This window comes from Acinetobacter seohaensis (genome assembly GCF_056431365.1).
This window is the reverse complement of record NZ_JBWKMK010000141.1, coordinates 23,104-46,789: the sequence shown is the minus strand read 5'-3', so window position 1 is coordinate 46,789 and position 23,686 is coordinate 23,104. Positions and strand designations below refer to the sequence as shown.

General features: G+C 43.8%; 16 protein-coding genes and 1 rRNA gene. 11 read left to right on the top strand and 6 right to left on the bottom strand.

Translation table 11 applies throughout. The features are described from left to right. Positions 1–82: ribosomal RNA gene (rrf, locus tag AC07E5_RS13900) — 5S ribosomal RNA — on the top strand; the annotation flags it as partial. 125 nt (positions 83–207) lie between these two features. Here the strand turns inward: rrf and AC07E5_RS13895 are convergent. Beyond that, positions 208–891, bottom strand: a complete 684-nt coding sequence (locus tag AC07E5_RS13895) for a TIGR04219 family outer membrane beta-barrel protein (protein WP_167845627.1) — start codon at positions 889–891, stop codon at positions 208–210. 172 nt (positions 892–1,063) lie between these two features. On the opposite strand from AC07E5_RS13895, the gene AC07E5_RS13890 reads away from it, so the two are divergent. The 3 genes from AC07E5_RS13890 (at position 1,064) to AC07E5_RS13880 (ending at position 4,668) form a co-directional block, all read left to right on the top strand. Beyond that, a complete protein-coding gene (locus tag AC07E5_RS13890; RefSeq protein ID WP_131262040.1) occupies positions 1,064–2,506 on the top strand; it encodes an aldehyde dehydrogenase family protein in 1,443 nt (480 codons plus the stop codon). Positions 2,507–3,071: 565 nt separating this feature from the next. Continuing rightward, on the top strand, positions 3,072–4,556 hold the full coding sequence (locus AC07E5_RS13885) for a sodium-dependent transporter (RefSeq protein WP_104852799.1): 1,485 nt from the start codon (positions 3,072–3,074) through the stop codon (positions 4,554–4,556). Between the two features lies 1 nt (position 4,557). Beyond that, positions 4,558–4,668 (top strand): methionine/alanine import family NSS transporter small subunit, encoded by a 111-nt coding sequence (locus AC07E5_RS13880; RefSeq protein ID WP_004970370.1) that lies wholly within the window; start codon positions 4,558–4,560, stop codon positions 4,666–4,668. Between the two features lie 129 nt (positions 4,669–4,797). Here AC07E5_RS13880 and rsmB read toward each other — a convergent pair whose 3' ends face one another. Both rsmB and fmt read right to left on the bottom strand, forming a co-directional pair. Continuing rightward, positions 4,798–6,105 carry a 16S rRNA (cytosine(967)-C(5))-methyltransferase RsmB gene (rsmB, locus tag AC07E5_RS13875; protein ID WP_178867491.1) on the bottom strand — a complete coding sequence of 436 codons (1,308 nt, stop codon included), beginning with the start codon at positions 6,103–6,105 and terminating at the stop codon, positions 4,798–4,800. Then, positions 6,102–7,064 (bottom strand): methionyl-tRNA formyltransferase, encoded by a 963-nt coding sequence (gene fmt / locus AC07E5_RS13870; protein WP_178867489.1) that lies wholly within the window; start codon positions 7,062–7,064, stop codon positions 6,102–6,104. Before fmt ends, rsmB begins: the two co-directional genes overlap by 4 nt. 372 nt (positions 7,065–7,436) lie before the next feature. Here fmt and ilvD (AC07E5_RS13865) point away from each other — a divergent pair, with 372 nt between their 5' ends. The 5 genes from ilvD (AC07E5_RS13865) (at position 7,437) to AC07E5_RS13845 (ending at position 13,371) form a co-directional block, all read left to right on the top strand. After that, a complete protein-coding gene (gene ilvD, locus AC07E5_RS13865) occupies positions 7,437–9,266 on the top strand; it encodes a dihydroxy-acid dehydratase (RefSeq protein WP_498625692.1) in 1,830 nt (609 codons plus the stop codon). A gap of 208 nt (positions 9,267–9,474) precedes the next feature. Beyond that, positions 9,475–11,160, top strand: coding sequence for a dihydroxy-acid dehydratase (gene ilvD, locus AC07E5_RS13860; RefSeq protein ID WP_178867485.1), 1,686 nt, complete (start codon positions 9,475–9,477; stop codon positions 11,158–11,160). A gap of 118 nt (positions 11,161–11,278) precedes the next feature. After that, positions 11,279–12,598 (top strand): hypothetical protein, encoded by a 1,320-nt coding sequence (locus AC07E5_RS13855; protein WP_178867483.1) that lies wholly within the window; start codon positions 11,279–11,281, stop codon positions 12,596–12,598. Next, positions 12,588–12,875 carry a chorismate mutase gene (locus AC07E5_RS13850; RefSeq protein ID WP_168541878.1) on the top strand — a complete coding sequence of 96 codons (288 nt, stop codon included), beginning with the start codon at positions 12,588–12,590 and terminating at the stop codon, positions 12,873–12,875. The genes AC07E5_RS13855 and AC07E5_RS13850 overlap by 11 nt, the downstream gene beginning before the upstream one ends. 316 nt (positions 12,876–13,191) lie before the next feature. Then, the gene (locus tag AC07E5_RS13845; protein WP_004970356.1) at positions 13,192–13,371 is read left to right on the top strand and encodes a hypothetical protein; all 180 of its coding nucleotides are present in this window, start codon (positions 13,192–13,194) and stop codon (positions 13,369–13,371) included. Positions 13,372–13,650: 279 nt separating this feature from the next. Here the strand turns inward: AC07E5_RS13845 and AC07E5_RS13840 are convergent, their stop codons facing one another. The 3 genes from AC07E5_RS13840 to AC07E5_RS13830 all read right to left on the bottom strand — a co-directional run bounded on the left by AC07E5_RS13840 (position 13,651) and on the right by AC07E5_RS13830 (position 18,881). Beyond that, positions 13,651–14,949 (bottom strand): solute carrier family 23 protein, encoded by a 1,299-nt coding sequence (locus AC07E5_RS13840; RefSeq protein WP_004970352.1) that lies wholly within the window; start codon positions 14,947–14,949, stop codon positions 13,651–13,653. Positions 14,950–15,346: 397 nt separating this feature from the next. Beyond that, a complete protein-coding gene (gene ppc / locus AC07E5_RS13835) occupies positions 15,347–18,031 on the bottom strand; it encodes a phosphoenolpyruvate carboxylase (protein ID WP_498625691.1) in 2,685 nt (894 codons plus the stop codon). 235 nt (positions 18,032–18,266) lie between these two features. Then, positions 18,267–18,881: a TetR/AcrR family transcriptional regulator gene (locus AC07E5_RS13830; protein ID WP_180169935.1), complete on the bottom strand. Its 615-nt coding sequence runs from the start codon at positions 18,879–18,881 to the stop codon at positions 18,267–18,269. 413 nt (positions 18,882–19,294) lie between these two features. Here AC07E5_RS13830 and AC07E5_RS13825 point away from each other — a divergent pair, with 413 nt between their 5' ends. Together AC07E5_RS13825 and AC07E5_RS13820 are read left to right on the top strand one after the other, a co-directional pair. Beyond that, complete coding sequence (locus tag AC07E5_RS13825) at positions 19,295–20,434, top strand: efflux RND transporter periplasmic adaptor subunit (protein ID WP_498625690.1); 1,140 nt, start codon at positions 19,295–19,297, stop codon at positions 20,432–20,434. A gap of 3 nt (positions 20,435–20,437) precedes the next feature. Then, positions 20,438–23,572 (top strand): efflux RND transporter permease subunit, encoded by a 3,135-nt coding sequence (locus AC07E5_RS13820; protein ID WP_167845636.1) that lies wholly within the window; start codon positions 20,438–20,440, stop codon positions 23,570–23,572. The last annotated feature ends 114 nt before the right edge of the window (positions 23,573–23,686 follow it).

Here is a 23,686-nt window from a genome sequence, read left to right as displayed (position 1 = left end):
CCCTTCCCGAACTCAGAAGTGAAACCTCTTCGCGCTGATGGTAGTGTGGGGTTACCCATGTGAGAGTAAGTCATCGCCAGCTCATTATTCTAAACACCCTCAACTAGCGTTGGGGGTGTTTTTTTATGGATAAAATAAAATGTTAAGAAGAATAAAAAACCCTTAAATATAATTTAAGGGTTTTAAACTTATATGAATATCATATACTTAGAAATGTGCTTCTAAGCCTAAATATGGACCTTTAAACTCTAATTGAGTTTCTTGGTTGGAATCTTGATTCAGTTTAATGTCTAAGATGCGATAACCCGCTTTTAAACCGACATCCACCAGAATCGCATCAATAAAGTTATACTTAATTTCTGCTTGAGCATCACGCACTTCATTGTCACTATTTTTAGCGTAATTGGCTTCAGCTTTAGCACTTAATCCTGTAAATGGTAACTTTACTGCAGCTTCAGCATACAGCATTGGCAAAGTTTCACTGACTTCCTGAGTTTGGAACAGATTAGATTTTAAATCACCCTTAATGAGTTTAGCGCCAATCCCAACATCTGCTGCAACAATATTATCTAAAATTTCATAATATAAAATGAAATCTGAATAGTCTAAATCGAGCTGATGGGTTTTTACACCTGCAACACTTTGTTCACTTTCGGCCTGTAAATTGGTGTGTTTAATTTTTGCATTGGGCAAAAATGGCACAGGATGCTCGACTGAAACGCTAAAAGGTAGGGCATAATCATCATCAAGCTCAGGTGAGAGTTGCGTTTGAGTCCAGTCTGCACTGTATTTCCAGTAATCTAGGCTGGCTTTTACACCAATGATATCGGCATGCACCGCTGAACAACTAATTAAACTGCATGCTAAAGCAAAACGTTGTAATGTAAGCATATAAACTCTAGTATTTTGTCATCATCATTTGGGATGAATGGTGTGGTGTTGTATGTTCTCGTGACAAAAAATCATGTGAAATATTGTCCAACTTAGCGCATCATACATTTTCTAGAATCAAAATTCTTGTAAAAATATAGCTTAATTCGCGCCAAAAATAGAGGATTTCAGTATGCAAAATGTCCATCCACCTGTCGATTATCCGCTCTATCTTGCCAATAAAGCCGTAGAAACAGGGCAATGGTTAGCCGTTCAGCATAAATATTCTCAAAATTTATATGCGCGTGTCGCACTTGCCGATGCGAAAAGTATTGAAAAAGCCATTCGTGCAGCCGTAAAAGCAGAAGCCGAAATGGCAAAGTTACAGCCCTTTCAAAAACAAAAAATTCTGTTGCATTGTGTGCAGCGTTTTCAAAACATGCGTGAAGAATTGGTCGAAATTTTAATTGCCGAAGGTGGAAAACCACGTTTGGCTGCGATGGCAGAAGTCGAGCGTTTAATTAATACCTTCCAAATTGCGGCAGATGCGGTGTCACAACTAGATGAAGGGCGTATTTTGCCGTTGGCAGTGACGGCTGCTGCTGCGAATTATCAAGGGATGGTTAAGCATGTACCCATTGGTACCGTGTCTTTGATTAGTCCTTTTAATTTTCCGTTGAATTTAACTGCACATAAAATTGCACCTGCGATTGCCGCAGGTTGTCCTTTTGTATTAAAACCTGCCAGTGCCACGCCTATTTCAGCATTGAAAATTGCAGAAGTGTTGGCAGAAACAGATTTACCTAAAGGTGCGTTTTCGGTATTGCCTTGTGAGCGTGAACAAGCTGATGTTTTAGTGACAGATGACCGCTTTAAACTGCTCAGTTTTACCGGTTCAGATGTGGTGGGTTGGGATATGAAAGCCCGCGCAGGACGCAAAAAAGTAACGCTAGAGTTGGGCGGCAATGCAGCAGTGATGATTGAACCCGATACTGAATTGAATGATGCATTGATTCATCGCTTAATTGGTGGTGCGTATAATCATGCTGGGCAGGTGTGTATTAGTGTGCAACGTATTTTGGTGCATGCTGACGTATATGCCGAACTGAAAAAGAAACTTGTGAGCCAGCTCAAGAAAATTAAAGCGGCAGATCCTGATTTAGACAGCACTTTGGTCGGGCCAATGATTAAGGAAGCTGAAGCGCAGCGCTTGAAAAAGTGGATTGATAAAGCAGTGAAAAAAGGCGCAAAAATATTGGCAGGTGGCGAGCTGAAAGGTGTGATGTTTGAGCCGACTTTATTGGAACAGGTCGATCCAAACTTGGAGGTTTATAAAGATGAAGTTTTTGGCCCTGTTGCCATTTTGGAAAAATATTCATCTTTTGAACAAGGAATTACACGTATTAACCAAAGCCGTTTTGGTTTACAGGCGGGTATTTATACACAAAGCTTGGAAAAAATGCTGTATGCATGGGATCAGTTACAAGTTGGTGGGGTGATTATTAATGATATTCCATCGTTCCGTGTGGACAATATGCCTTATGGTGGAGTGAAAGATTCGGGTTTAGGGCGTGAAGGGATTCAATCTGCTATTCGGGATATGCAGGAAGAGCGTTTATTGGTAATTAAGCGTTAAGTATCTGATCTAATGATGCATCGTTATAAATAAAGAGAAAGGATGAGTTAACTCTGAATTTTGAGATGATTGATTACAGTGCTGTAGTTCGGTGAATAATAGGCTACAGCGCTGCTAAAATAGATGAAAATTAAAATAACTCAAATAGCATCAAAATTTCATTCCAAATAGTTATAGAACGTATAACCAAAAAATCAAGTCAAAATGGAGTGGAATTTGAACTTTTGATTAAAAAAATGCATACAAAAAGCATCTTTCTAAGCAGAATTTACAGAAAAATTATTCAAAAATGAGTATTGTTAAGCCATACACAAGCGCAATATTGGGCAAAGACTTTAAGCAAGATTTTCCGAATATTTCGCTGTTTGACCTTTAGAATTTGATGCTCAAAAGGTGTGACTCTAAAGCAAACACCCAGATTTTCATTTTTTGCAGGATATTTTTTGCGTGCGCTAAAGTACCGTTATATAAAGTAAATTTAAGCTAATGAAAAAGCAAGTTATTTATATAAAAGGTCAGAATTAAAAAACAAGCAGCAAAAAATAGCCTGAAGTTTAGGTGTTCTATGACAGATTCTCGTGAGAGTTGGTCCGCGCGATCAGGCTTTATTATCGCAGCCATTGGTTCTGCGGTCGGGTTGGGCAATATTTGGCGTTTCCCTTATGTTGCCTATGAAAATGGCGGCGGCGCATTTTTAATCCCTTATTTAATTGCGATCTTTGCCGCAGGTTTGCCATTGCTGTTTTTGGACTATGCAGTCGGACATAAATACCGTAAAGCACCACCAACCGCTTATAAAAAGCTCATGAACAGTGAAGCATTGGGCTGGTGGCAGGTGATGGTGACTTTACTGATTGGTATTTACTATGCCAGCGTATTGTCTTGGGCAGGCAGTTATATGTTCTATTCCATTGGTCAGCAATGGGGAACAGACACTGAAAAATTCTTTTTCACAAGCTACTTACAAAATGGTGAAGGCTTAGCCTTTGGTTTTGTACCTACTTTATTTATTGGCTTGGTCATCGTATGGACGGTGGTGATGTTCATTTTATATGGTGGGGTGAAAAAAGGGGTTGAGCTGTCAAATAAAATCTTTATACCACTTTTGCTGATTTTGTTCTCTATTCTCGTGGTTCAAGCTTTACGTTTACCGGGTGCAGTCGATGGCTTAAATGCTTTCTTTACGCCTAACTGGGAAGCGATGGCGAACTATAAAGTATGGTTAGCTGCCTTTGGTCATATCTTCTTCTCACTTTCAGTGGGTTTCGGGATTATGTTGACCTACTCATCTTACCTAAAACGTAAAACCAACTTGACTGGTTCAGGCTTGGTGGTTGCACTTGCAAACTCATCTTTTGAAATTTTAGCGGGTATTGGTATTTTTGCTGCGCTTGGTTTCATGGCGTACAGCGCAGGTTCATCGGTAGATGAAGTGGTTTCTGGCGGTATTGGTTTAGCCTTTATTGCATTCCCGAAAATCATTTCAAGCTTGGGTGCAGGTGGCGATTTATTTGGTTTCTTATTCTTCGCTTCATTGACGGTTGCAGGGGTGACCTCAATGGTGAGTATTCTGCAAGTGCCCATTGCTGCGTTCCAAGACAAACTGGGTTGGTCGCGTAAGCGTGCAGTAACCATCATTGCGGGTGGTTCAGCTATTGTTTCAACCATTTTATTCTCTACCCACAGCGCGATCACTTTTGTCGACATCATTGACTACTTTGCCAACAACATTGGTATTGTTGGTGGTGGTTTATTGTCGATCATTTTGGTGACTTGGTTCCGTCGTCCATTGCTCAAAGAATTGCAGCAACACGTTAACCAATACTCAAGCATTAAATTGGGTTGGGGCTGGAATTTCCTATTAACCATCGTGACGCCGCTTTCATTGCTCGTGGCTTTAGGCTTAACCCTGAAATCTATTTTTGCAGAAGGCTATGGTGGTTATCCATTACACATTTTACTCACCGTGGGTGGTGGTACCGTAGTGCTCTTTATTATTGGCGCGGTATTGCTTAGCCGCTTAAAAGATCACGACGCAGCGGAGAAATAAGATGAATACATCTGCATTGGTGATGTTGATTATTTCAACAGTGGTACTTTGGGGTGGTTTAGTTTTGGCGATGATTCACCTGATCAAAAACCCAGATGAACTCGAAGACTAAGCATTTTGCTGAAACGGGTGCGATGCTGTAAAGCATTGCACTGGCTAACTAAAATAACCCTTGATTGATTCAAGGGTTATTTTTTTGGAAAGGCTATTAAATGAGAAGAATCGTTAAAACAGAAATAGCTTAGGCGGTTTTTTCAATACGACAATAATAAAAACCATCCCCGCGTCCTTGTTGCGGCAATAATTGGCGTCCATACAGTTGTGGAATGCCCCAATCTGCATCAATTTTGACTTCTTTGGCATTTTGATGTTCGGCAAAGAATTGCTGAATTTGCTGTTCATTTTCGGCTTTTAAAACCGAGCAGGTAATGTAAAGCAAGGTGCCACCAACTTTGAGTTGCTGCCACATCTGCTGCAAAATCTGTTGCTGTAATGCCACCGTTTGCTGAATATCGCTAGATTGACGCAGCAAACGAATATCTGGATGACGACGCAAGACTCCAATTGCAGAACACGGTGCATCCAATACAATACAGTCCACTGCTTCACTGGCATTCCATGTGGTTGCATCGGCAGCCAAAATTTCTACTTGCGTTTCTTGATTCAGTTGCAGACGTTCTAGGTTTTCGCTGACACGTAATAGACGTTTGGCGTCCTGATCTAAGGCTATCAATTTTTTAGGCTGAAATTTTTCGAGCAGATGCGCTGTTTTACCACCAGGTGCTGCGCAGGCATCGACCACGACTTTGCCATCTAAATTTGGCAAGAGCGTTGCACACAGTTGGGCATGTTCATCCTGTACGGAAAATATGCCTTCATCAAAACCAGGCAAGTCTGGAATGTGCACATTTTGCAGCATCACAATACCAACTTCAGACACGGTGCAAGCTTCTGCAGCAATCTCTTGTTCGTGCAAAATTTCTAAATAGTCATCACGGCTAATTTGGCGTGTATTGACTCTTAAGGTTAGCGGCGCAGTTTGCTTTAACGTTTGCGTCAGTTGTTCTAATTGTTCAGGCCAATCTTTTTTTAGGCGTTTATACAACCAACTTGGCAAACCATGTGCTTGTGCCAAAGCCATTTGAAATTCCGATGTTTCACGTGAAACACGACGCAGAATCGCATTCACCACACCGCTGAGTGCTTGATAGCCCAATTGTTTGGCTGCAGTTACGGTTTCTGAAATTGCGGCATGACTGGCTACACGGGTGCAAAGCACTTGATATAAGCCAACATATAAACAGGTTTCAACGGTTTCATTGTTGAGTGGTTTTACCAACAGCGGCAAAGTAATGCTTTTTAGGGCATACCATTGTCGCAAGGTGCCCAAAACCAGCTCATGAAACAAGGCGCGGTCTCGTTCTGCGACTTTACTTAAATGTGCAGGTAAAACACTCGCCAATGACTGCCCTTGTTGTGCAGCCAATAGCGTACGGATGACTTGGGCACGCAAGTTCAAATGTGAGTTGCCTGATTCAGAATGGCTCATGCGAGAACTTGTCCTGTTTGAAGTTTTTGAGTTTGAATGATTTGCACAGGATTCAGGGGTTTAGCGCCTGGCCATTGCAACGAGCTTAAGCACACTGCTTGTTGATCGCCACAAGCGACGTGTACGCCTTGTTTGTCTAGTTTTAAAATTGTACCCGCAGCTTTGCCTTGTGCAGATTCATCCGATAATGCTGAACCCCAGACGCGCAAGTTTTGAGTGTCATCTAAAGGGATAAACGCCACAGGCCACGGATTAAAGGCACGGATATTACGGTCAATTTCGGCTGCAGTTTGTGACCAGTTAATTTGCGCTTCGGCTTTCGTCAGTTTGTGTGCGTAGACCGTCAAGGCTTCATCTTGCACTTCACGCGCAGCCAAATAGTCTTGCAATTTTTGCTCTGAAGCCAGTACTTCAACAATTGCTTTGGCACCTTGCTGCGCCAGTTTATCATGTAAAGTAGCAGAGGTGTCTGTGGCAGTAATTGGGCATAGGGTTTTATACATCATATCGCCTGTATCTAAGCCTGCAGCCATTTTCATAATGGTAATGCCTGTTTCGGTATCACCTGTGGCAATCGCACGCTGAATCGGCGCTGCACCACGCCAACGTGGCAATAACGAACCGTGAATATTCAAGCAGCCATATTTAGGAGTATCTAAAACCACTTGCGGCAAGATTAAACCATAGGCCGCAACCACCATCACATCGGCATTCAATGCAGCCAATTCTTGTTGGGCCGCCAGACCTTCTTCAGTAGATGATTTAAAATGCAAAGGTTGATAGACAGGAAGATCGTGTTGTAGTGCCAATTGCTTCACCGCAGATGCTGTGAGTTTTTGTCCGCGTCCTGCTTTACGGTCAGGCTGGGTGTAAACCGCGACAATCTCATGGTCGGTGTTCAGGAGTGCTGCCAAAGCGCTTGCAGCAAATTCAGGCGTACCTGCAAAAACGATTTTCAATGGAAATCAACCCATAGTTTTAGATGACGCGGCAATTATAACAAATTGCAGCCCAAAGGTCGGAACAGGTTGTAATAAATCCACCTTGTTGCTGTGCTGCCTAAATTATTATGATAAAAATTAGTAATGCAAAATTTAAAAATTATTCATGAAAGTTTTGTATTGAATTCAGTATGATCAGCAAACTGCTGTGGGTTTTCGTCACTTTTTATCCATCATAAAGTCGGTAAAGCAGCAGCCTTACTACCTCAAGCTGTAGTAAAATACAAAGATTCTTAAACTGTTTTGCAGTGATACAGATCTTGCAAACAGTATTATTTCGCCAGAATGAATTTCAGATTCATTTCAGCACAACCAAGTTGGAACTTTATAATGCCTGACTATCGTTCAAAAACATCGACACACGGAAGAAATATGGCTGGTGCACGCGGCTTATGGCGTGCAACGGGTATGAAAGACGAAGATTTCGGTAAGCCGATTATTGCGGTGGTCAACTCATTTACCCAATTTGTACCTGGCCATGTGCATTTAAAAGACCTCGGTCAAATGGTGGCAGAACAAATTCAGGCAGCAGGTGGTGTTGCCAAAGAATTTAACACCATTGCTGTTGATGACGGGATTGCCATGGGCCATGACGGCATGTTGTATTCATTGCCATCACGTGACTTGATTGCCGACTCGGTAGAATACATGGTCAACGCGCACTGTGCCGATGCTATGGTCTGTATCTCCAACTGTGACAAAATTACCCCAGGGATGCTGATGGCTGCCATGCGCCTAAACATTCCAGTGGTGTTTGTATCTGGCGGCCCAATGGAAGCAGGTAAAGTCAAAATTCGTGGTAATGAACATGCGATTGACTTGATTGATGCAATGATTGTGGCGGCAGATGACAACTATACCGACGAAGAAGTCGCTGAATACGAGCGCTCAGCATGCCCAACTTGTGGTTCATGCTCAGGGATGTTCACTGCCAACTCAATGAACTGCTTAACAGAAGCCTTAGGTTTATCTCTACCTGGCAACGGCTCAATTCTAGCAACTCACGCCAACCGTAAAAAACTGTTTGATAAAGCAGGTCAGTTGATTATGGAATTGGCCAAACGCCATTATGAACAAGACGACTACAGCGTATTGCCACGTTCAATGGTTACTAAGGCATCGTATGAAAATGCCATGACACTAGACATTGCCATGGGCGGTTCAACCAACACCGTATTGCACTTATTGGCAGCTGCCAATGAAGCAGGTGTTGATTTCACCATGGATGATATTGACCGTTTATCACGCAAAGTACCTGTTTTGTGTAAAGTTGCACCTGCAAAACAAGACGTTCACATGGAGGATGTACACCGTGCAGGCGGCATCATGTCTATTTTAGGTGAGCTAGACCGTGCGGGCTTATTAGATACTTCAGTGGGCACAGTTCACGAAGCAACATTAAAAGATGCTTTAGACAAATGGGACATTATCCGTACTGAAAATGAAGAAGTGTATAGCTTCTACCGTTCTGCACCGGGCGGCGTACCAACTCAAACTGCGTTCTCACAAGACCGTTACTATTCACGTTTAGATGGTGACCGTGATAGTGGTGTAATCCGTAATGCAGAAAATGCGTTCTCTAAAGATGGTGGTTTGGCGGTACTTTACGGCAACATCGCTTTAGATGGCTGTATTGTGAAAACTGCAGGGGTAGATGATTCCATTCTAAAATTCAACGGTACGGCACGTGTTTTTGAAAGTCAGGATGCTGCAGTGGATGCGATCTTGGGCGGTAAAATTACAGCGGGTGATGTGGTGGTAATTCGCTACGAAGGCCCACGTGGTGGCCCAGGTATGCAAGAAATGTTGTATCCGACCAGCTATTTGAAATCTAAAGGTTTGGGCAAAGAATGTGCCTTACTGACTGATGGTCGTTTCTCTGGCGGTTCTTCAGGTCTTTCAATTGGTCACGTTTCTCCAGAAGCGGCTGAAGGTGGCGCAATTGGTTTGGTTGAAGATGGTGACCGTATCGAAATTGATATTCCAAACCGCAGCATTCATTTGGCAGTCGATGATGCAACCATGGCGGCACGTCGTGAAGCACAGGAAGCCAAAGGCTGGCATCCTGTAGAAGAGCGTCCACGTAAAATTTCAAAAGCCTTGAAAGCTTATGCGATGCACACTACCAGTGCGGCAAAAGGTGCGGTACGCGAAATCTAAGCACCCACTAGCGCATAAATATTAAATAAAAGAGCACTCCAAATATTGGGGTGCTTTTTTTCATGTGCATACTTGTGCCGGATGAAGCATCCAAATCACACGTGGTTTTTCTTGGGCATTTGGTTTTATATCGTGCCTGCTTTCTATACAATGAAATACAGAATAAATTAGATCCGTATGACTTGACAGATCTTGCAAGGAATCCGCTATGAGCAAACAGAATATTCGCGAACATTCAGCCGAAGTTTATGAAGGCATTGAAAATGCACCTGCACGTTCCATGATGCGCGCGGTCGGTTTTAAGGATGAAGATTTTAGCCGTCCATTCATTGGTATTGCATCGACTTGGGCCAATGTCACACCGTGTAATATGCACATTGACGGCTTGGCACGAGAAGCAGAAACAGGCGTGAATCAGGCGGGTGGTAAAGGTATTATTTTCAATACCATCACCATTTCAGACGGTATTTCTAACGGCACTGAAGGCATGAAATATTCACTGGTTTCACGTGAAATCATTGCCGACTCAATTGAAGCTGTGGTGGGGTGTCAGGCTTATGATGGTGTAATTGCCATTGGTGGCTGTGACAAAAACATGCCAGGCTGCATTATGGGACTGGCACGTTTAAACCGTCCAGGCTTGTTTGTGTATGGCGGCACTATCAAACCAGGTGCAGGACATACCGATATTATTTCGGTATTTGAAGCTGTGGGGCAGCATGCCAAAGGTGAAATTAACGAAATTCAGGTCAAGCAAATTGAAGAAGTGGCTTTGCCCGGTGCAGGCTCTTGTGGTGGGATGTACACCGCCAACTCAATGGCATCGGCCATCGAAGCCTTGGGCATGAGTTTGCCGGGTTCTTCGGCACAGGAAGCAGTATCTCAAGACAAATTGCAGGATTGCCAACGTGCAGGCGAAGCCGTTATGAATCTGTTGCGTTTGGACATTAAACCGCGTGACATTATGACCAAGTCTGCTTTTGAAAATGCCATTAAAGTGCTGATTGCTTTGGGTGGTTCAACCAATGGCGTACTGCATTTAATTGCTATGGCCCACTCAGCAGGGGTTGAACTCACGCTAGATGACTTTGTACGAATTGGTCAGGAAACACCTGTGGTGGCAGATGTACGCCCATCGGGTAAATATTTAATGTCTGAGCTGATTGCGATTGGCGGAATTCAACCGCTAATGAAACGTATGCTCGATGCAGGAATGTTAGATGGCTCGTGCTTAACCGTTACTGGTAAAACTTTGGCAGAAAACTTGGCCGATGTTGCTGACTACCCAGCCGATCAGCAGATTATTTTACCGTTTGATGCCCCAATTAAAAAAGATTCGCATTTGGTGGTGTTAAAAGGCAATTTATCGCCAACAGGGGCGGTGGCCAAAATTACAGGCAAAGAAGGTTTGTATTTTGAAGGCCCTGCACGTGTTTTTGAAGGCGAAATTGGTGCAATGCGCGGTATTTTGGATGGTGAAGTCCAAGAAGGCGAAGTGGTGGTGATTCGTGGTGAAGGCCCTAAAGGTGGCCCTGGTATGCCTGAAATGCTAAAACCAACTTCTGCCATTATTGGTAAAGGCTTAGGAAACTCAGTGGCTTTAATTACCGATGGGCGATTCTCAGGCGGCAGTCATGGTTTTGTGATTGGACATGTCACCCCAGAAGCCTATGAAGGTGGGCCAATTGGTCTGGTTAAAAATGGCGATAAAATTTCGATTAATGCCGAAACCCGTGAAATGACTTGGCATGTGTCGGAAGAAGAAATGGCCGCACGTAAAGCTGCATGGGTCAAACCAAAATCAAACTACACCCATGGTGCTTTGGCAAAATTTGCCAAACTGGCATCGGGGGCAGAGAAGGGTGCGGTTACCGATCTGAATTTAGAGGTCTAATTGATCAATTAGATGTGAATTGATATAAATCCTTGTGTAGTATTTAGGGACTAGCGCCATGGTTGTTTTTGTCCATAGACCCTAGACCACAAGGATTTTAATTGTAGAGGTTGATCTCATGTCACTGTTGCGCCGTTGGTTCGATCCGATTCGATCGAGTTGGTTTTATCAAAAACCTTCTCGGCAAGCGGTGTTGCCCACGGAACACGGACTGAGTGTGCATCTGCGTTTAGACGATGTTTACAGCTATTTGGCAGTGCAGCAACTGCCGCAGTTAGAAGACATTTTGGCAGAGGAATTAAAACCTTTAAAGGTGGTAATTTCCAGCCAAAGTGGTGATGCTCCCAATCAAATGTCGGCAGTGGAATGGCAAAACTATTGCATCAATGATGCACAGATTTTGGCCAAGCAACATCGTTTTAGTTTTCACGATACACCCGAACCACCGACTGCAGAAGCCTTGATGCAGGCCGAAGCCATTTTGCGGCATACCCCGCTACGTGGGCAGGACTTTTTGTATTTACTTGAAGATGTGTTCCACATGCTGTGGCAAAAACAGTCGGGTAAATTACGCACCTTATATGCCATGGCCAGCCGTCATCATCAGGTACAGGATTTTTCCGAACGGGTATTTGATGATGCACCTGTATTAGCCAGTTATTTTGAATTTGGTGGACGTAAATACCATGCGGTCGATGATTTATTGCGCTTAACTCGCCGTTTAAAACAACAAAAACTACTCACTGATAATCCTATTTTTTTGATTAATCACATTGAATGGCGTGAACATTTAATTAGTGATGCCGCAGAACTGAACGAAATTCAGGCGCTAGACCCAGAGCTGGATTTATATATTGCCTTGGAAGACCCGATTTCTTGGTTATTGCTGGCTTATATTAAGGAAGAATTGGCGGCCTATTATAATATTCATTTAAATGTGTATCCATTGTCCTATCATGGGCGTGACTGCTTTGACTGGGGACTAGCCACCCGATTGTCTAAACGTACCGATGTTGCGTTTACGCCGTTTTGCCGCCCGACTGAGCAGGCGACTTATCAAATGGCACAACTGTATTACAGTGCGCCTGAAGAACAGCGTGTCGATGCCATATATCGTATTTTGCAGGCGGTATGGACGAGGGGACAGGATTTATCCTTTAAAGCGCATTTTGAGCGTATGCAGCGTGAACTGGAGTTAGATCAACTGACCACAGCGGATGTGACTGAGTTGCTCAAAGAAAATGACATGTTGTGCGAGATGAAATCTCAGCCCGATTTTCCTGTGCTGGAATTGCGCATTGATGGGCAAAGTTATGTATTTAACAGCTTATATCGGGTGTGGATGATTGAAAGTATTTTCAGTAATGTGTTAGAAGAAAAGTATAAGAGTGAAATTGAAAACGAAACTGAAAGTGTAGCCCCAGCCCATGAACAATGAAAAAGTAAACTCATTACAACAAGCACGTGACAAGATTGATCAGATAGATGTGGCTTTAATTGAACTGATTGCATCACGTCAGTTTTATGTCGATCAAGCCATGCGCCATAAACAGACGGTGGAAGATGTGCAATCACCACAGCGAGTGAAAGAAGTCATTGAAAAAGTGCGTACTCTTGCGCTGCAACATGATGTTGATCCTGATATGGTTGAGCGTTTGTACCACGATATGATTCAGCACTTTATTCAACGTGAACTGAAAGAATTCCGCCCTTAAAAAGTTTTTAATGAGTTTGGCGTGATACTTCAAACTCAGCCAATCCTTTCCTTTACGCTGCAAAATTGCGGTGTCTGTATTTATTTTTAGCCTCGAAACAGTATTTTTAAAAATAATATGTTTATTTTTTCTATAGACAGCTTTTAGCGCAAAGCCTTGCCTGTCTTGGCTTTGCTGTTGCTTTTGAAAGCTATGGTAAAAAAAAGATTATGATTTTATTACATTTTTTAACATTGTAAGTTTGCATTATTCTGAAAAGTATATATATTGTATATACATCTTTTGCAAAGCAGTCTTTATTTTGGAGAGATCAGCAATGAACGAGCAAATCAAAAAAATAAAGACAGGCAAGAAAGATGGACAACTTTTAATTCGTATTAATAGTACTGAACGTGATGAATTTATTCGTTTATGTGAAGAACTTGATACTAGTGCTGCTCGTGAATTAAGAAAATTTATTCGTAGTTTTGTGAAACAACACAATGGCAACGAATAGCCTTACTAAGGAGTAATACCATGGCTAAGCAAGTTAAATCTTTGAAGCAACAAATCAAAGCACGTTTGAAAAAGATTTCAAAACATAAAGGCAAATTGAAGCAACTTAAGCAAGAGCTTAAAAAACAGAAATAAGCCAAGTAAAAGCATTATCTCTTAAAAACGGTTCATTCTAGACAGACCGTTTGAGGTAAAAAAAGACCGAACAATCACTGTTGTTCGGTCTTTTTGCATTGTTTCGGCATCTGCTTAGGTTCAAGCAGATGACCGCAAGTTCTGATTAAGAGGGATCACGCAAACTAAAGAACCAGTTCAGGAACAAGGCTGCAAAAGTTGCTGTCCCAATCCCGCCCAAGTTAAAGCTGCCCAATTGCAACGCAAAGTCACCCGTTCCTAAAATAATGGTCACGGCAGCCACCATCAGATTTTTGTTTTTAGAAAAATCGACTTTGTTTTCAATCCAGATTTTCGCGCCAGCAATGGTAATCAAACCAAATACCACAATCGAAGCGCCCGTTAAAATGGCGGTAGGAATGGTATGGATGATTGCCCCAAATTTTGGTGAAAGCCCCAGGAAAATTGCAAAGACCCCCGCCACCACAAAAATAATCGTGGAATACACGCGGGTAACAGCCATCACCCCAATGTTTTCACCATAGGTAGTCATACCCGGTGCACCGACACCACCTGCAAGGGTTGTGGCAACACCATCGGCTACAAAGGCTTTACCAATGTGTGGATCGAGGTTTTCACCAGTCATGGCACCTACTGCTTTAATGTGTCCCAAGTTCTCTGCCACCAAAATGAAGGCAATTGGGGCAATAATCAGCATGGCATTCACATCAAATACAGGCGCATGAAAGTCTGGTACGCCAAACCAAGCGGCTTGCTGAATCGGTGCGAAGTTAATTGGCGTACCCCAACCCATGACATTGGTGACTACAAAATAGATCAGATACGATATGAGCAAGCCAATCAGGAGCAAGAGGCGTTGCAGTAAACCTTTGGTAAATACGGCAATCATGCCCATACATAGCACAGTCACCAAGGCCATCCACATATTAAATGGATTGCCTGCAACCGCTTTGACTGTAACTGGGGCAAGGTTTAAACCAATGATCATTACCACGGCACCTGTCACCACAGGTGGCATCAATTTTTCAATCCAACGGGTGCCTGTAGCCATGACCAAAAAGCCAATCAGGGCATATAAAATACCGCAGGCAATAATCCCGCCTGCCGCGACCCCTATATTGGCATTTAAACCACCTGCTGCACCTGCATAGCCTGTGGCAGCAATCACTACCCCAATAAAGGCAAAGCTCGAACCTAAATAACTTGGCACGCGCCCACCTGTCATGAAAAAAAACAGAATGGTACAAATCCCTGACATTAAAATGGCAAGGTTCGGATCAAAGCCCATTAAGAAAGGTGCAAGTACCGTAGCACCAAACATGGCAAACGCGTGTTGTATCCCCAATACAACGGTTTGTGCAGGCGGTAGATACTCATTGGTCCCTACAGGACGTGCATCAATGCTGCCTTCATAAGGGCGCCATTTGGGAAACCAATTGGACATAAAGTGAGCACTCAAAAGCTAAATTGAGCACATCATACTCTTGTATTGCATAAATTTTTTAAAAATTTTGCGAGGAAACTGACCGGCTGCTTATTTTTAGGATTAAATTTTACTATGTGTTAAAAATTGCATTTAATATAAATAAGTAATTTTATTTATAAATTTAAAGAATGTATTGCTGCATTAGTGGGATGAAAACAGACTAAGAATAAATTTAATTGCACATAATTTAGGCTGGTTTTTTTGCCTCGTAACGCATGTCTTAGTCCATGTCTGCTTTCACGTTATTATGTCCACTGTGTTTGGCTTTATAAAGCATGAGCCTAAGTCATTTCTAAGAGAGAGCAGTAGCCACAAGCAGAGTACAGACTCTGCTTGTTGTGCTATTCGTAGAGGCTTAACCTGTATTGCGTAAGCCTGCTGCAATCCCTGCAATGCTTACCATGAGGGCATGATCGACAGGGGTATGTTCGGCATTCTGTTCTGCCAAATATAAACGACGACGTTTCATCAACTCTGCCTGTAGCAAATGCAGTGGCAATAAATACGGTTTACGCACCCGCATCGATTGATCTAGCACATCATTGCTGCTGAGCAATTGTGATTCGCCTTTGAGGGTCAATAAGGTGGTCACGGCATCACGCAGGCGTTGACGCAGTTGCTCACCGAGTTCTTTCAGGTCTTCGTCATCGGTCAGGTGTGACTCATAATACAATGCAATATTGCTGTCGGCTTTAGACAACACCATTTCCAACATATCAATTAAAGTCTGGAAATAAGGCCAATCGCTGAGCATTTCATCTAAAGTAGCTTTTTGTCCCTGATCAATTGTTTGATTAATTGCCGCGCCTGTCCCTAACCAAGCAGGTAGCATCAGCCGGATTTGCGTCCATGCAAACACCCACGGAATGGCACGTAGGGATTCAATTCCGCCGCTGACTTTACGTTTTGCGGGACGTGAACCGAGCGGCAACATCTGCAATTCTAGCTCTGGCGTAACGGTGCGTAAATATTTCACAAAATGGGGATTTTCACGCACAGTTTGACGGTAGACCTGTACCGAAAGTTCGGTCATGTTATGCATGAGCTCGCGCCATTCTGCCTTCGGCACAGGTGGTGGCATCAGCGTCGCTTCTAAGGTGGCAGCGGTATAGACTTCCAGATTTTGTAAGGCAACCCCTTCAAGTCCAAATTTAAAACGAATCATTTCGCCTTGTTCGGTCACGCGAATTGCACCTGAAATAGACCCTGGTGGCTGTGAGAACAGTGCTTGTTGAGTCGGTGCACCGCCACGGCTGATGGAACCACCACGACCATGAAATAAGGTTAGCTGCACAGCATGTTGCTGTGCTACCGCAGTCAGTTCTTCCTGAGCGCGGTATTGTGCCCAGTTAGCCGACATGAACCCTGCATCTTTGGCGGAGTCTGAGTAGCCAATCATGACCTCATGTTTACCCTGAATATGCTGTTTGTACCAATGCATATTAAATAGGGTATTCATGGTCTGGGCAGCCCCATCCAAGTCTTTCAGGGTTTCAAACAGCGGCACCACACGTAAAGGATGCTGAATGCCTGCTTCTTTTTGCAGTAATAACACCGCCAACACATCACTTGGATATTCCGCCATGGAAATAATATAAGCGCCCAAGCTTTCCTGCGGCTGTGCAGCCAAAGTGCGCATGGTGGCAAACACTTCTTGCACATCGGGATGTTGAATCAGGCTTTCTGCAGGTTCCTGCATGAATTTTGGCAATAATGGACGTTTGCTTTGCAGTTCTTGAAGTAAGAAGTTCTGACGCGCTTGTTCAGTCCATGTTTCAAAATTGCCTAAACCTAAATATTCGGTAATGGCAGAAATGGCTTGGCGATGACGTCCTGACTCTTGGCGAATATCCAGTTTTAGTAATTCAATACCAAAACAATTCACACGGTGTATTAAATCTAGCAATTTGCCGTTCGCAATGTCTGACAATTGACAAGCCGTCAGCGAGCGATAACACAGTAATAAAGGCTGTAACAACTCGTCTTTGTTTTTTATCACCAAGCTGTCATCAGCATCTTTGCCTTGTAATTTTGCTGCTAACCAGTCGCGGGTGGCTTTTAGGCGTTCACGGGTGTCGCGTAAATATTCACGGTACGGCTCTGCATGGGAATGTCCTAAAGCATCTAGCAATTCTGGGCTACATTGCTGAATGGAAAGTTCCCAACGCAGGTTTTCAATATCACGTAAATACAGTTCTGCTGCTTTCCAACGCGATAGCCACAATACTTCTTGGGTGACTTTATGGGTGACATTGGGGTTGCCATCGCGGTCACCGCCCATCCAAGAGGCGAAACGCACAGGCGCAACGTTCAGCGGCAGGCTTTGTCCACAGTGTTCCTGCACAATGCTGTCTAATTCACGTATGAATTTAGGCACTGCATTCCACAGGGTTTGTTCGATGGTGGTAAAGCCCCATTTGGCTTCATCGACGGGAGTTGGGCGATGTTGGCGAATTTCATCGGTTTGCCAAGCTGAGCTGATGAGCTGTTTTAAATCTGCCAAAACTGCCTGACGTTCACGTGGCGTCAGTTTTTGTTGATCCATTTTAGACAGGCAGTCATTAATATCGTCATATTTTTGAATTAGGGTACGACGGCTGACTTCAGTCGGATGCGCAGTTAAAACCAATTCAATTTTCAGTTCGCAGACTTGTTGAAAGAGTGTTTCTGCAGAAATTTGGTTGTCTTTAAACTTGATAAATAAGTGATCTAGCGGGTTTGGAGAAACGCCATTTTCATCAAATTCGCTTTGGCGACGGCTCCGCACCACATGATATTGCTCGGCAATGTTGGCAAAATTCAAAAAGTGGGTAAAGGCACGGGTGAGCGGTAAGATTTCATCATCTTCCAGACTTAAAAACAGTTGTTCGAGTTGTTTTTCAGCTTCGGCTTGTCCATCGCGCGCGCCTTTAGATAAGGCACGAATTTGTTCGACCTGATTAAACAAATCTTGTCCTGCGTGTAACTTGAGGGTTTCACCCAATAAGTTGCCAAGTAAGCGTACGTCATCGCGTAGAGGAGCATCAATTTGTTGAATCATTCGTTGTTCTCCATGTTCTGTGTTTTTCTACTCTGTTAAGACTATACCCCGATTTAGCTACAATCCAAGCGGGCTATCTACAAAAGTTGCATGGATTTTGTGCATCTGAAGTTATAGTGCCAAACGGCAGTATTTAGGAGAGAAATACAGGGCGGAGATGTGAGTCAGTTGATCATTCGTATATGTGTAAGGTGAGAGTTAGATCTCACATGGTGAGGCTGCGAAATTAGCTTGTTCAGCCATAACGCAGCATAAAAATACCAATTGCATCTTCAATAATCTTTTGAGATTGTGCAGCATCGGGCACGGCACGTACACCGAGCAAAACTTCATGGTGACGTAAACCATGCAGTAAGGAAACGATCAATTCGGTTTGCGTTTTAGGTTCATCTGCCTGAATAAACTGCAATTCTACTGCTTGGCGAAAGAAGCTTTCCCACATCGCGCGAAGTTTGGCATGTGAGGCATTGTAAAACTGCAATGCCAACGGATTTTGTTCCGAGGCCAGTTCCATCAGCAAATGTTCTAATTTAATCGCTTCAGGCATATTGACTAAGTTCAAGGACAGTTTACAGGCTTGGTATAAGGCCTGCTTAAAATTGCGATGTGCAGTCAAGTCCAAAGGTTGTGCTTTGAGCAGACTTTCACAGGTTTCTTCAATGGCACAGGAAAATAAGGTCGCTTTGTCTTGAAAGTGGTTATACACCGTTAATTTGGTCACGCCTGCTTCACGTGCAATCTGATTCATACTAGAACCATGAAAGCCCAACTTTAAAAACAAGTGTTTTGCCGACATTAAAATGCGTTGGCGTTTTTCTAAATCTTTTGGTCGTCCGACATGAATCTGCACACGCTCATCCTAATTTGCATCAGTACAACTGGAAAATGACGCTTCAGTTTTAATTAATGTACCCAGTGGTATATTAATTAAAAAACAATCAATTTAATATAGGGGGTTGCACGCACTTCATAAATGGCTTGCGCTGTAGGCTAAAACTGAGCAGATCAGGCATGAAACGAAGGGAATAGCGAGACTATTACCAAGTTTCATAAAGCAATCTGAGAAAGTTTTAGCCACAGTCCTTTGGAACAAGCATATTTTTTACTGCTATTACGTTATGAGTCAGTTACTTAGAATGACTAAGTTTCCTGCCTCATGCCTTATATCAGCTAAAAATATGCGCTGTCGCAAACATAGACGAAGTGTCAGCAAACCCTACCGTATTCTGCCCTAAAAAAAACGTTTAAATAAGAGCAAACCTGATGAACACGACTCAGAATCTCATTGCCAGCCTGATGCTGCTGTGCTGTATCACCCTAATTGGATGCAGTAAGCAAAAAAACGAGGTTGAACAGGAAGTCCCTTTGGTAATGGTAACCCAGCCTAGCAGTTTACATCTTGAGCAAAAAAGCTATGCAGGCGAGGTGCAAGCACGTCAGCAAACGGCTTTGGCATTTCGGGTTGCAGGGCAAGTTACACAGCGTTTTGTCGATGTGGGAGATCAGGTCAAAGTTGGGCAAGTCTTAGCAAAACTGGATGTGCAAGATGCCGCATTACAGCTCAATGCCGCGCGTGCGCAACTGGAAAGTGCGCAATCTGCTGCAAAAATTGCCAGTGATGAGTTACAGCGTTTTCAGCAATTATTACCCATGAATGCCGTCAGTCGCTCGCAATATGATGCAGTCAAAAACCAGTATCAACATGCTATGGCGCAGTTGAAACAGGCGCAGTCCAATTATGCAGTTAGCAGCAATCAAACCGACTATAACCAGTTACGTGCCACAAAAAATGGTGTGATTACTGAACGCAATATTGAAGTTGGGCAGGTTTTAGCGGCAGGGCAGGTCGCTTATCAATTGGCGATTGATGGAGAACGTGAAGTCGTGATTGGGGTGCCCGAACAAGCAGTGGCTGATATTCGGGTCGGGCAAGAGGCAACGGTCAGTTTATGGTCACAACCTGATAGCCGTTTTACAGGTAAGGTTCGCGAAATTTCCCCTGCGGCAGATCAGTCGCGTACTTTTAAAGTCAAAGTGGCTTTACGCGAAGGCAATGCACAGATTCAATTGGGGCAAAGTGCGCGGGTATTTCTGACTCGCCAAGCCAATCAGGGTTTATATGTACCTTTATCAAGCGTATCGGCAACGGGGCAACAAGCTTTTGTTTTGGTTTTGCAGCCTGATTCAACCGTGCGCCAAGTTCCTGTTACCTTGGGCGCTTATGGACGGGATAGTGTGCCTGTACTCAGTGGCTTGCAGCCGCAAGATTATGTGGTGATGGGTGGGGTACATTTACTGCGTGATCGACAAAAAATCCGCCCAATTAACCGTGACAATCAAGCTGTACAGGCGGTCAATCCAACCGCTCAGGCAGCTTCTGCGGCCACACAGACGGAGCGTTAAAATATGAATTTTAACTTATCCGAATGGGCGTTAAAAAATAAGGGTTTAGTGGTCTACTTGATGCTGTTGTTGGGCATTGTCGGGATTTTTTCCTACTCTAAACTGGCACAAAGTGAAGATCCGCCGTTTACCTTTAAAGTGATGGTGATTCAAACCTATTGGCCAGGAGCGAGTGCCAAAGAGGTATCCTTACAAGTCACTGACCGTATTGAAAAAGAATTGATGAGCACGGGCGATTATGAACGCATCATGGCCTATTCGCGTCCGGGCGAGTCCATGGTGACTTTTATTGCCAAAGATTCCATGCGTTCCAGCCAAATTCCAGATGTCTGGTATAAGGTGCGTAAAAAGGTCAATGACATTCGCCATGAATTGCCACAAGGGGTACAAGGCCCATTTTTTAATGATGAATTTGGCGACACTTTTGGCAATATTTATGTGCTGACAGGCGCAGACTATGACTATGCCACGCTCAAAGAATATGCCGACCGTTTGCAGCTACAATTACAGCGGGTCAAAGATGTAGCCAAAGTTAATTTGGTGGGTTTACAAGATCAAAAAATATGGATTGAGTTATCTAACACCAAAGCCGCGCAACTCGGTATTCCTGTTACCGCGATTCAGCAAGCCTTACAACAACAAAACAGCATGGCAAGCGCAGGTTTTTTTGAAACCCATTCAGACCGTATTCAGGTACGTGTCAGCGGTGCGTTGCACAGTGTTGATGAGCTAAAACAAATGCCGCTGTTGGTGAATGGCACCACCATTCAACTGGGCGATGTTGCCGAGGTCTATCGTGGGTTTAGCGAACCTGCTCAACCGCGTATGCGCTTTATGGGTGAAAACGGCATTGGCATTGCGGTGTCGATGCGTAAAGGCGGTGATATTCTGGCTTTGGGTGAAAATCTGGAAACTGAATTTGCCCGTTTGCAAAAGACCTTGCCTTTGGGCATGCAACTGCAAAAAGTTTCTGATCAGCCTGTTGCGGTAAAACACAGCGTCAATGAATTTATGAAAGTGTTGGCTGAGGCGGTGATTATCGTGCTCTTGGTCAGCTTCTTTTCACTGGGTTTTCGCACGGGCTTGGTGGTGGCATTTTCCATTCCACTGGTCTTGGCGATGACTTTTGCAGGTATGCATTTGTTTGATGTCGGGCTGCACAAAATTTCACTCGGTGCGCTTATTCTAGCGCTCGGATTATTGGTGGATGACGCCATTATCGCCATTGAAATGATGGCAATTAAGATGGAGCAGGGCTATAGCCGCTTGCAAGCCGCAGGTCATGCGTGGCGTACCACTGCTTTCCCTATGCTGACAGGGACATTGATTACCGCGGCAGGTTTTTTACCCATTGCCACAGCAGCCTCAAGTACAGGGGAATATACCCGTTCAATTTTCCAAGTGGTCACCATAGCTTTGGTGGTGTCCTGGTTTGCTGCCGTGCTATTCGTGCCGTATCTGGGCGATAAATTATTGCCAGATTTTCAGCGTCATGCACAGCGAGCGCCGTGGTATCAACGTCTTTGGGCGCGTGTACGCAAACAAGCTGAACCGCAGCCTGTGCTACAGCACGCAGGTGAATTACACGACCCATATCAAACCCGCTTTTATCAAGTGTTTCGAGGTTGGGTCAATACCTGTGTGCGCTATCGTAAAACCGTCATTGCAGCGACCGTGGCCATTTTTGTCCTATCCATTGCCATGTTTAAATTGGTACCGCAGCAATTCTTTCCGCCTTCCAATCGGGCAGAAATTTTAGTCGATTTAAAACTTGAAGAGGGTGCATCCTTAACAGCCACAGAAGCAGCCGTTAAAAAAGTTGAAAAATTTTTAGCACAACAACAAGGTATCGACAATTATGTAGCCTATGTCGGCACAGGTTCACCGCGTTTCTATTTGCCTTTAGATCAGCAATTACCGCAGGCCAGTTTTGCCCAATTTGTGGTATTGGCATCGTCTTTAGAAGACCGCAATGAAATTCGCCGTAATTTATCTGAACAAATTCGCTTGTTATTGCCAGAGGTGCGTACTCGCGTGTCATTATTGGAAAATGGCCCACCAGTGGGTTATCCATTGCAATTCCGCGTGTCAGGAGAAGACTTGGCACAAGTGCGACAATGGGCACAGCAAGTCGCAGCCACCATCAGTGCCAATCCAAACAGTACCAATGTGCATTTAGATTGGGGTGAGCCGAGCAAAGTCATTCAATTGCAGATTGATCAAGACCGTGCCCGTCAAATGGGGGTGTCGAGTCTGGATTTAGCTAACTTCCTTAATAGCTCTATCAGTGGCGCCGCAATCAACCAGTATCGTGAAAAACGTGAACTGATTGAAATCCGTTTACGTGGTGATCAAACCGAGCGCCTAGATGTCGCATCTTTAAGCAGTTTGGCTATACCGACTTCACGTGGAACATCGGTGCCGTTGGCGCAAATTGCACAAATTGAATACCGTTTTGAAGAAGGCTTAATTTGGCATCGTAACCGCTTGCCGACCATTACCGTACGTGGTGATATTCGTAGCAATTTGCAACCTGCAACGGTGGTGGCAGAACTGTCTGAACCGATGGCAGCCTTGCGTGAAAAATTGCCAAATGGCTATTTAATTGAAGTGGGCGGTACAGTTGAAGAGTCGGCACGTGGGCAAAAGTCAGTCAATGCAGGCATGCCATTTTTCCTTGCAGTGGTGATGACCTTGTTAATGATTCAGCTGCGTAGCATGTCTCGTGCATTCATCGTATTTTTGACTGCACCGCTCGGCATTATTGGCGTGGTATTGTTTCTGTTGCTGTTTAACAAACCCTTTGGTTTTGTGGCGATGCTCGGCACCATTGCCTTATCGGGCATGATCATGCGCAATTCTTTGATTTTAATTGATCAGATTGAGCAGGATATTCGGGCTGGGGAATCGCAGTGGGACGCGATTATTAACGCTACGGTGCGCCGTTGTCGTCCAATTGTACTGACCGCTTTGGCGGCAGTATTGGCCATGATTCCACTTTCTCGCAGTATTTTCTTTGGCCCGATGGCTGTGGCGATTATGGGCGGATTAATTGTCGCGACCTTATTAACCCTGTTCTTTTTACCTGCATTATATGCACAGTGGTTTAAAGTGAAAAAAAATCCACATAATCTGTAAAAGTGACATAATAACGGGTGCGAAACTTGGAAAATTTCAATATAGTAGCACCTTATATTTTTCAGCCTTTGCATACGTCACAGCATGCGCCAGATTAAAAAATAAAGCATGGCA

What these genes read in the sequence shown, in the direction of transcription:
- AC07E5_RS13895 (WP_167845627.1), bottom strand. Translation starts at nt 891, where the DNA reads ATGCTTACATTACAACGTTTTGCTTTAGCATGCAGTTTAATTAGTTGT.
- AC07E5_RS13890 (WP_131262040.1), top strand. Translation starts at nt 1,064, where the DNA reads ATGCAAAATGTCCATCCACCTGTCGATTATCCGCTCTATCTTGCCAAT.
- AC07E5_RS13885 (WP_104852799.1), top strand. Translation starts at nt 3,072, where the DNA reads ATGACAGATTCTCGTGAGAGTTGGTCCGCGCGATCAGGCTTTATTATC.
- AC07E5_RS13880 (WP_004970370.1), top strand. Translation starts at nt 4,558, where the DNA reads ATGAATACATCTGCATTGGTGATGTTGATTATTTCAACAGTGGTACTT.
- rsmB (WP_178867491.1), bottom strand. Translation starts at nt 6,105, where the DNA reads ATGAGCCATTCTGAATCAGGCAACTCACATTTGAACTTGCGTGCCCAA.
- ilvD (WP_498625692.1), top strand. Translation starts at nt 7,437, where the DNA reads ATGCCTGACTATCGTTCAAAAACATCGACACACGGAAGAAATATGGCT.
- ilvD (WP_178867485.1), top strand. Translation starts at nt 9,475, where the DNA reads ATGAGCAAACAGAATATTCGCGAACATTCAGCCGAAGTTTATGAAGGC.
- AC07E5_RS13855 (WP_178867483.1), top strand. Translation starts at nt 11,279, where the DNA reads ATGTCACTGTTGCGCCGTTGGTTCGATCCGATTCGATCGAGTTGGTTT.
- AC07E5_RS13850 (WP_168541878.1), top strand. Translation starts at nt 12,588, where the DNA reads ATGAACAATGAAAAAGTAAACTCATTACAACAAGCACGTGACAAGATT.
- AC07E5_RS13845 (WP_004970356.1), top strand. Translation starts at nt 13,192, where the DNA reads ATGAACGAGCAAATCAAAAAAATAAAGACAGGCAAGAAAGATGGACAA.
- AC07E5_RS13840 (WP_004970352.1), bottom strand. Translation starts at nt 14,949, where the DNA reads ATGTCCAATTGGTTTCCCAAATGGCGCCCTTATGAAGGCAGCATTGAT.
- ppc (WP_498625691.1), bottom strand. Translation starts at nt 18,031, where the DNA reads ATGATTCAACAAATTGATGCTCCTCTACGCGATGACGTACGCTTACTT.
- AC07E5_RS13825 (WP_498625690.1), top strand. Translation starts at nt 19,295, where the DNA reads ATGAACACGACTCAGAATCTCATTGCCAGCCTGATGCTGCTGTGCTGT.
- AC07E5_RS13820 (WP_167845636.1), top strand. Translation starts at nt 20,438, where the DNA reads ATGAATTTTAACTTATCCGAATGGGCGTTAAAAAATAAGGGTTTAGTG.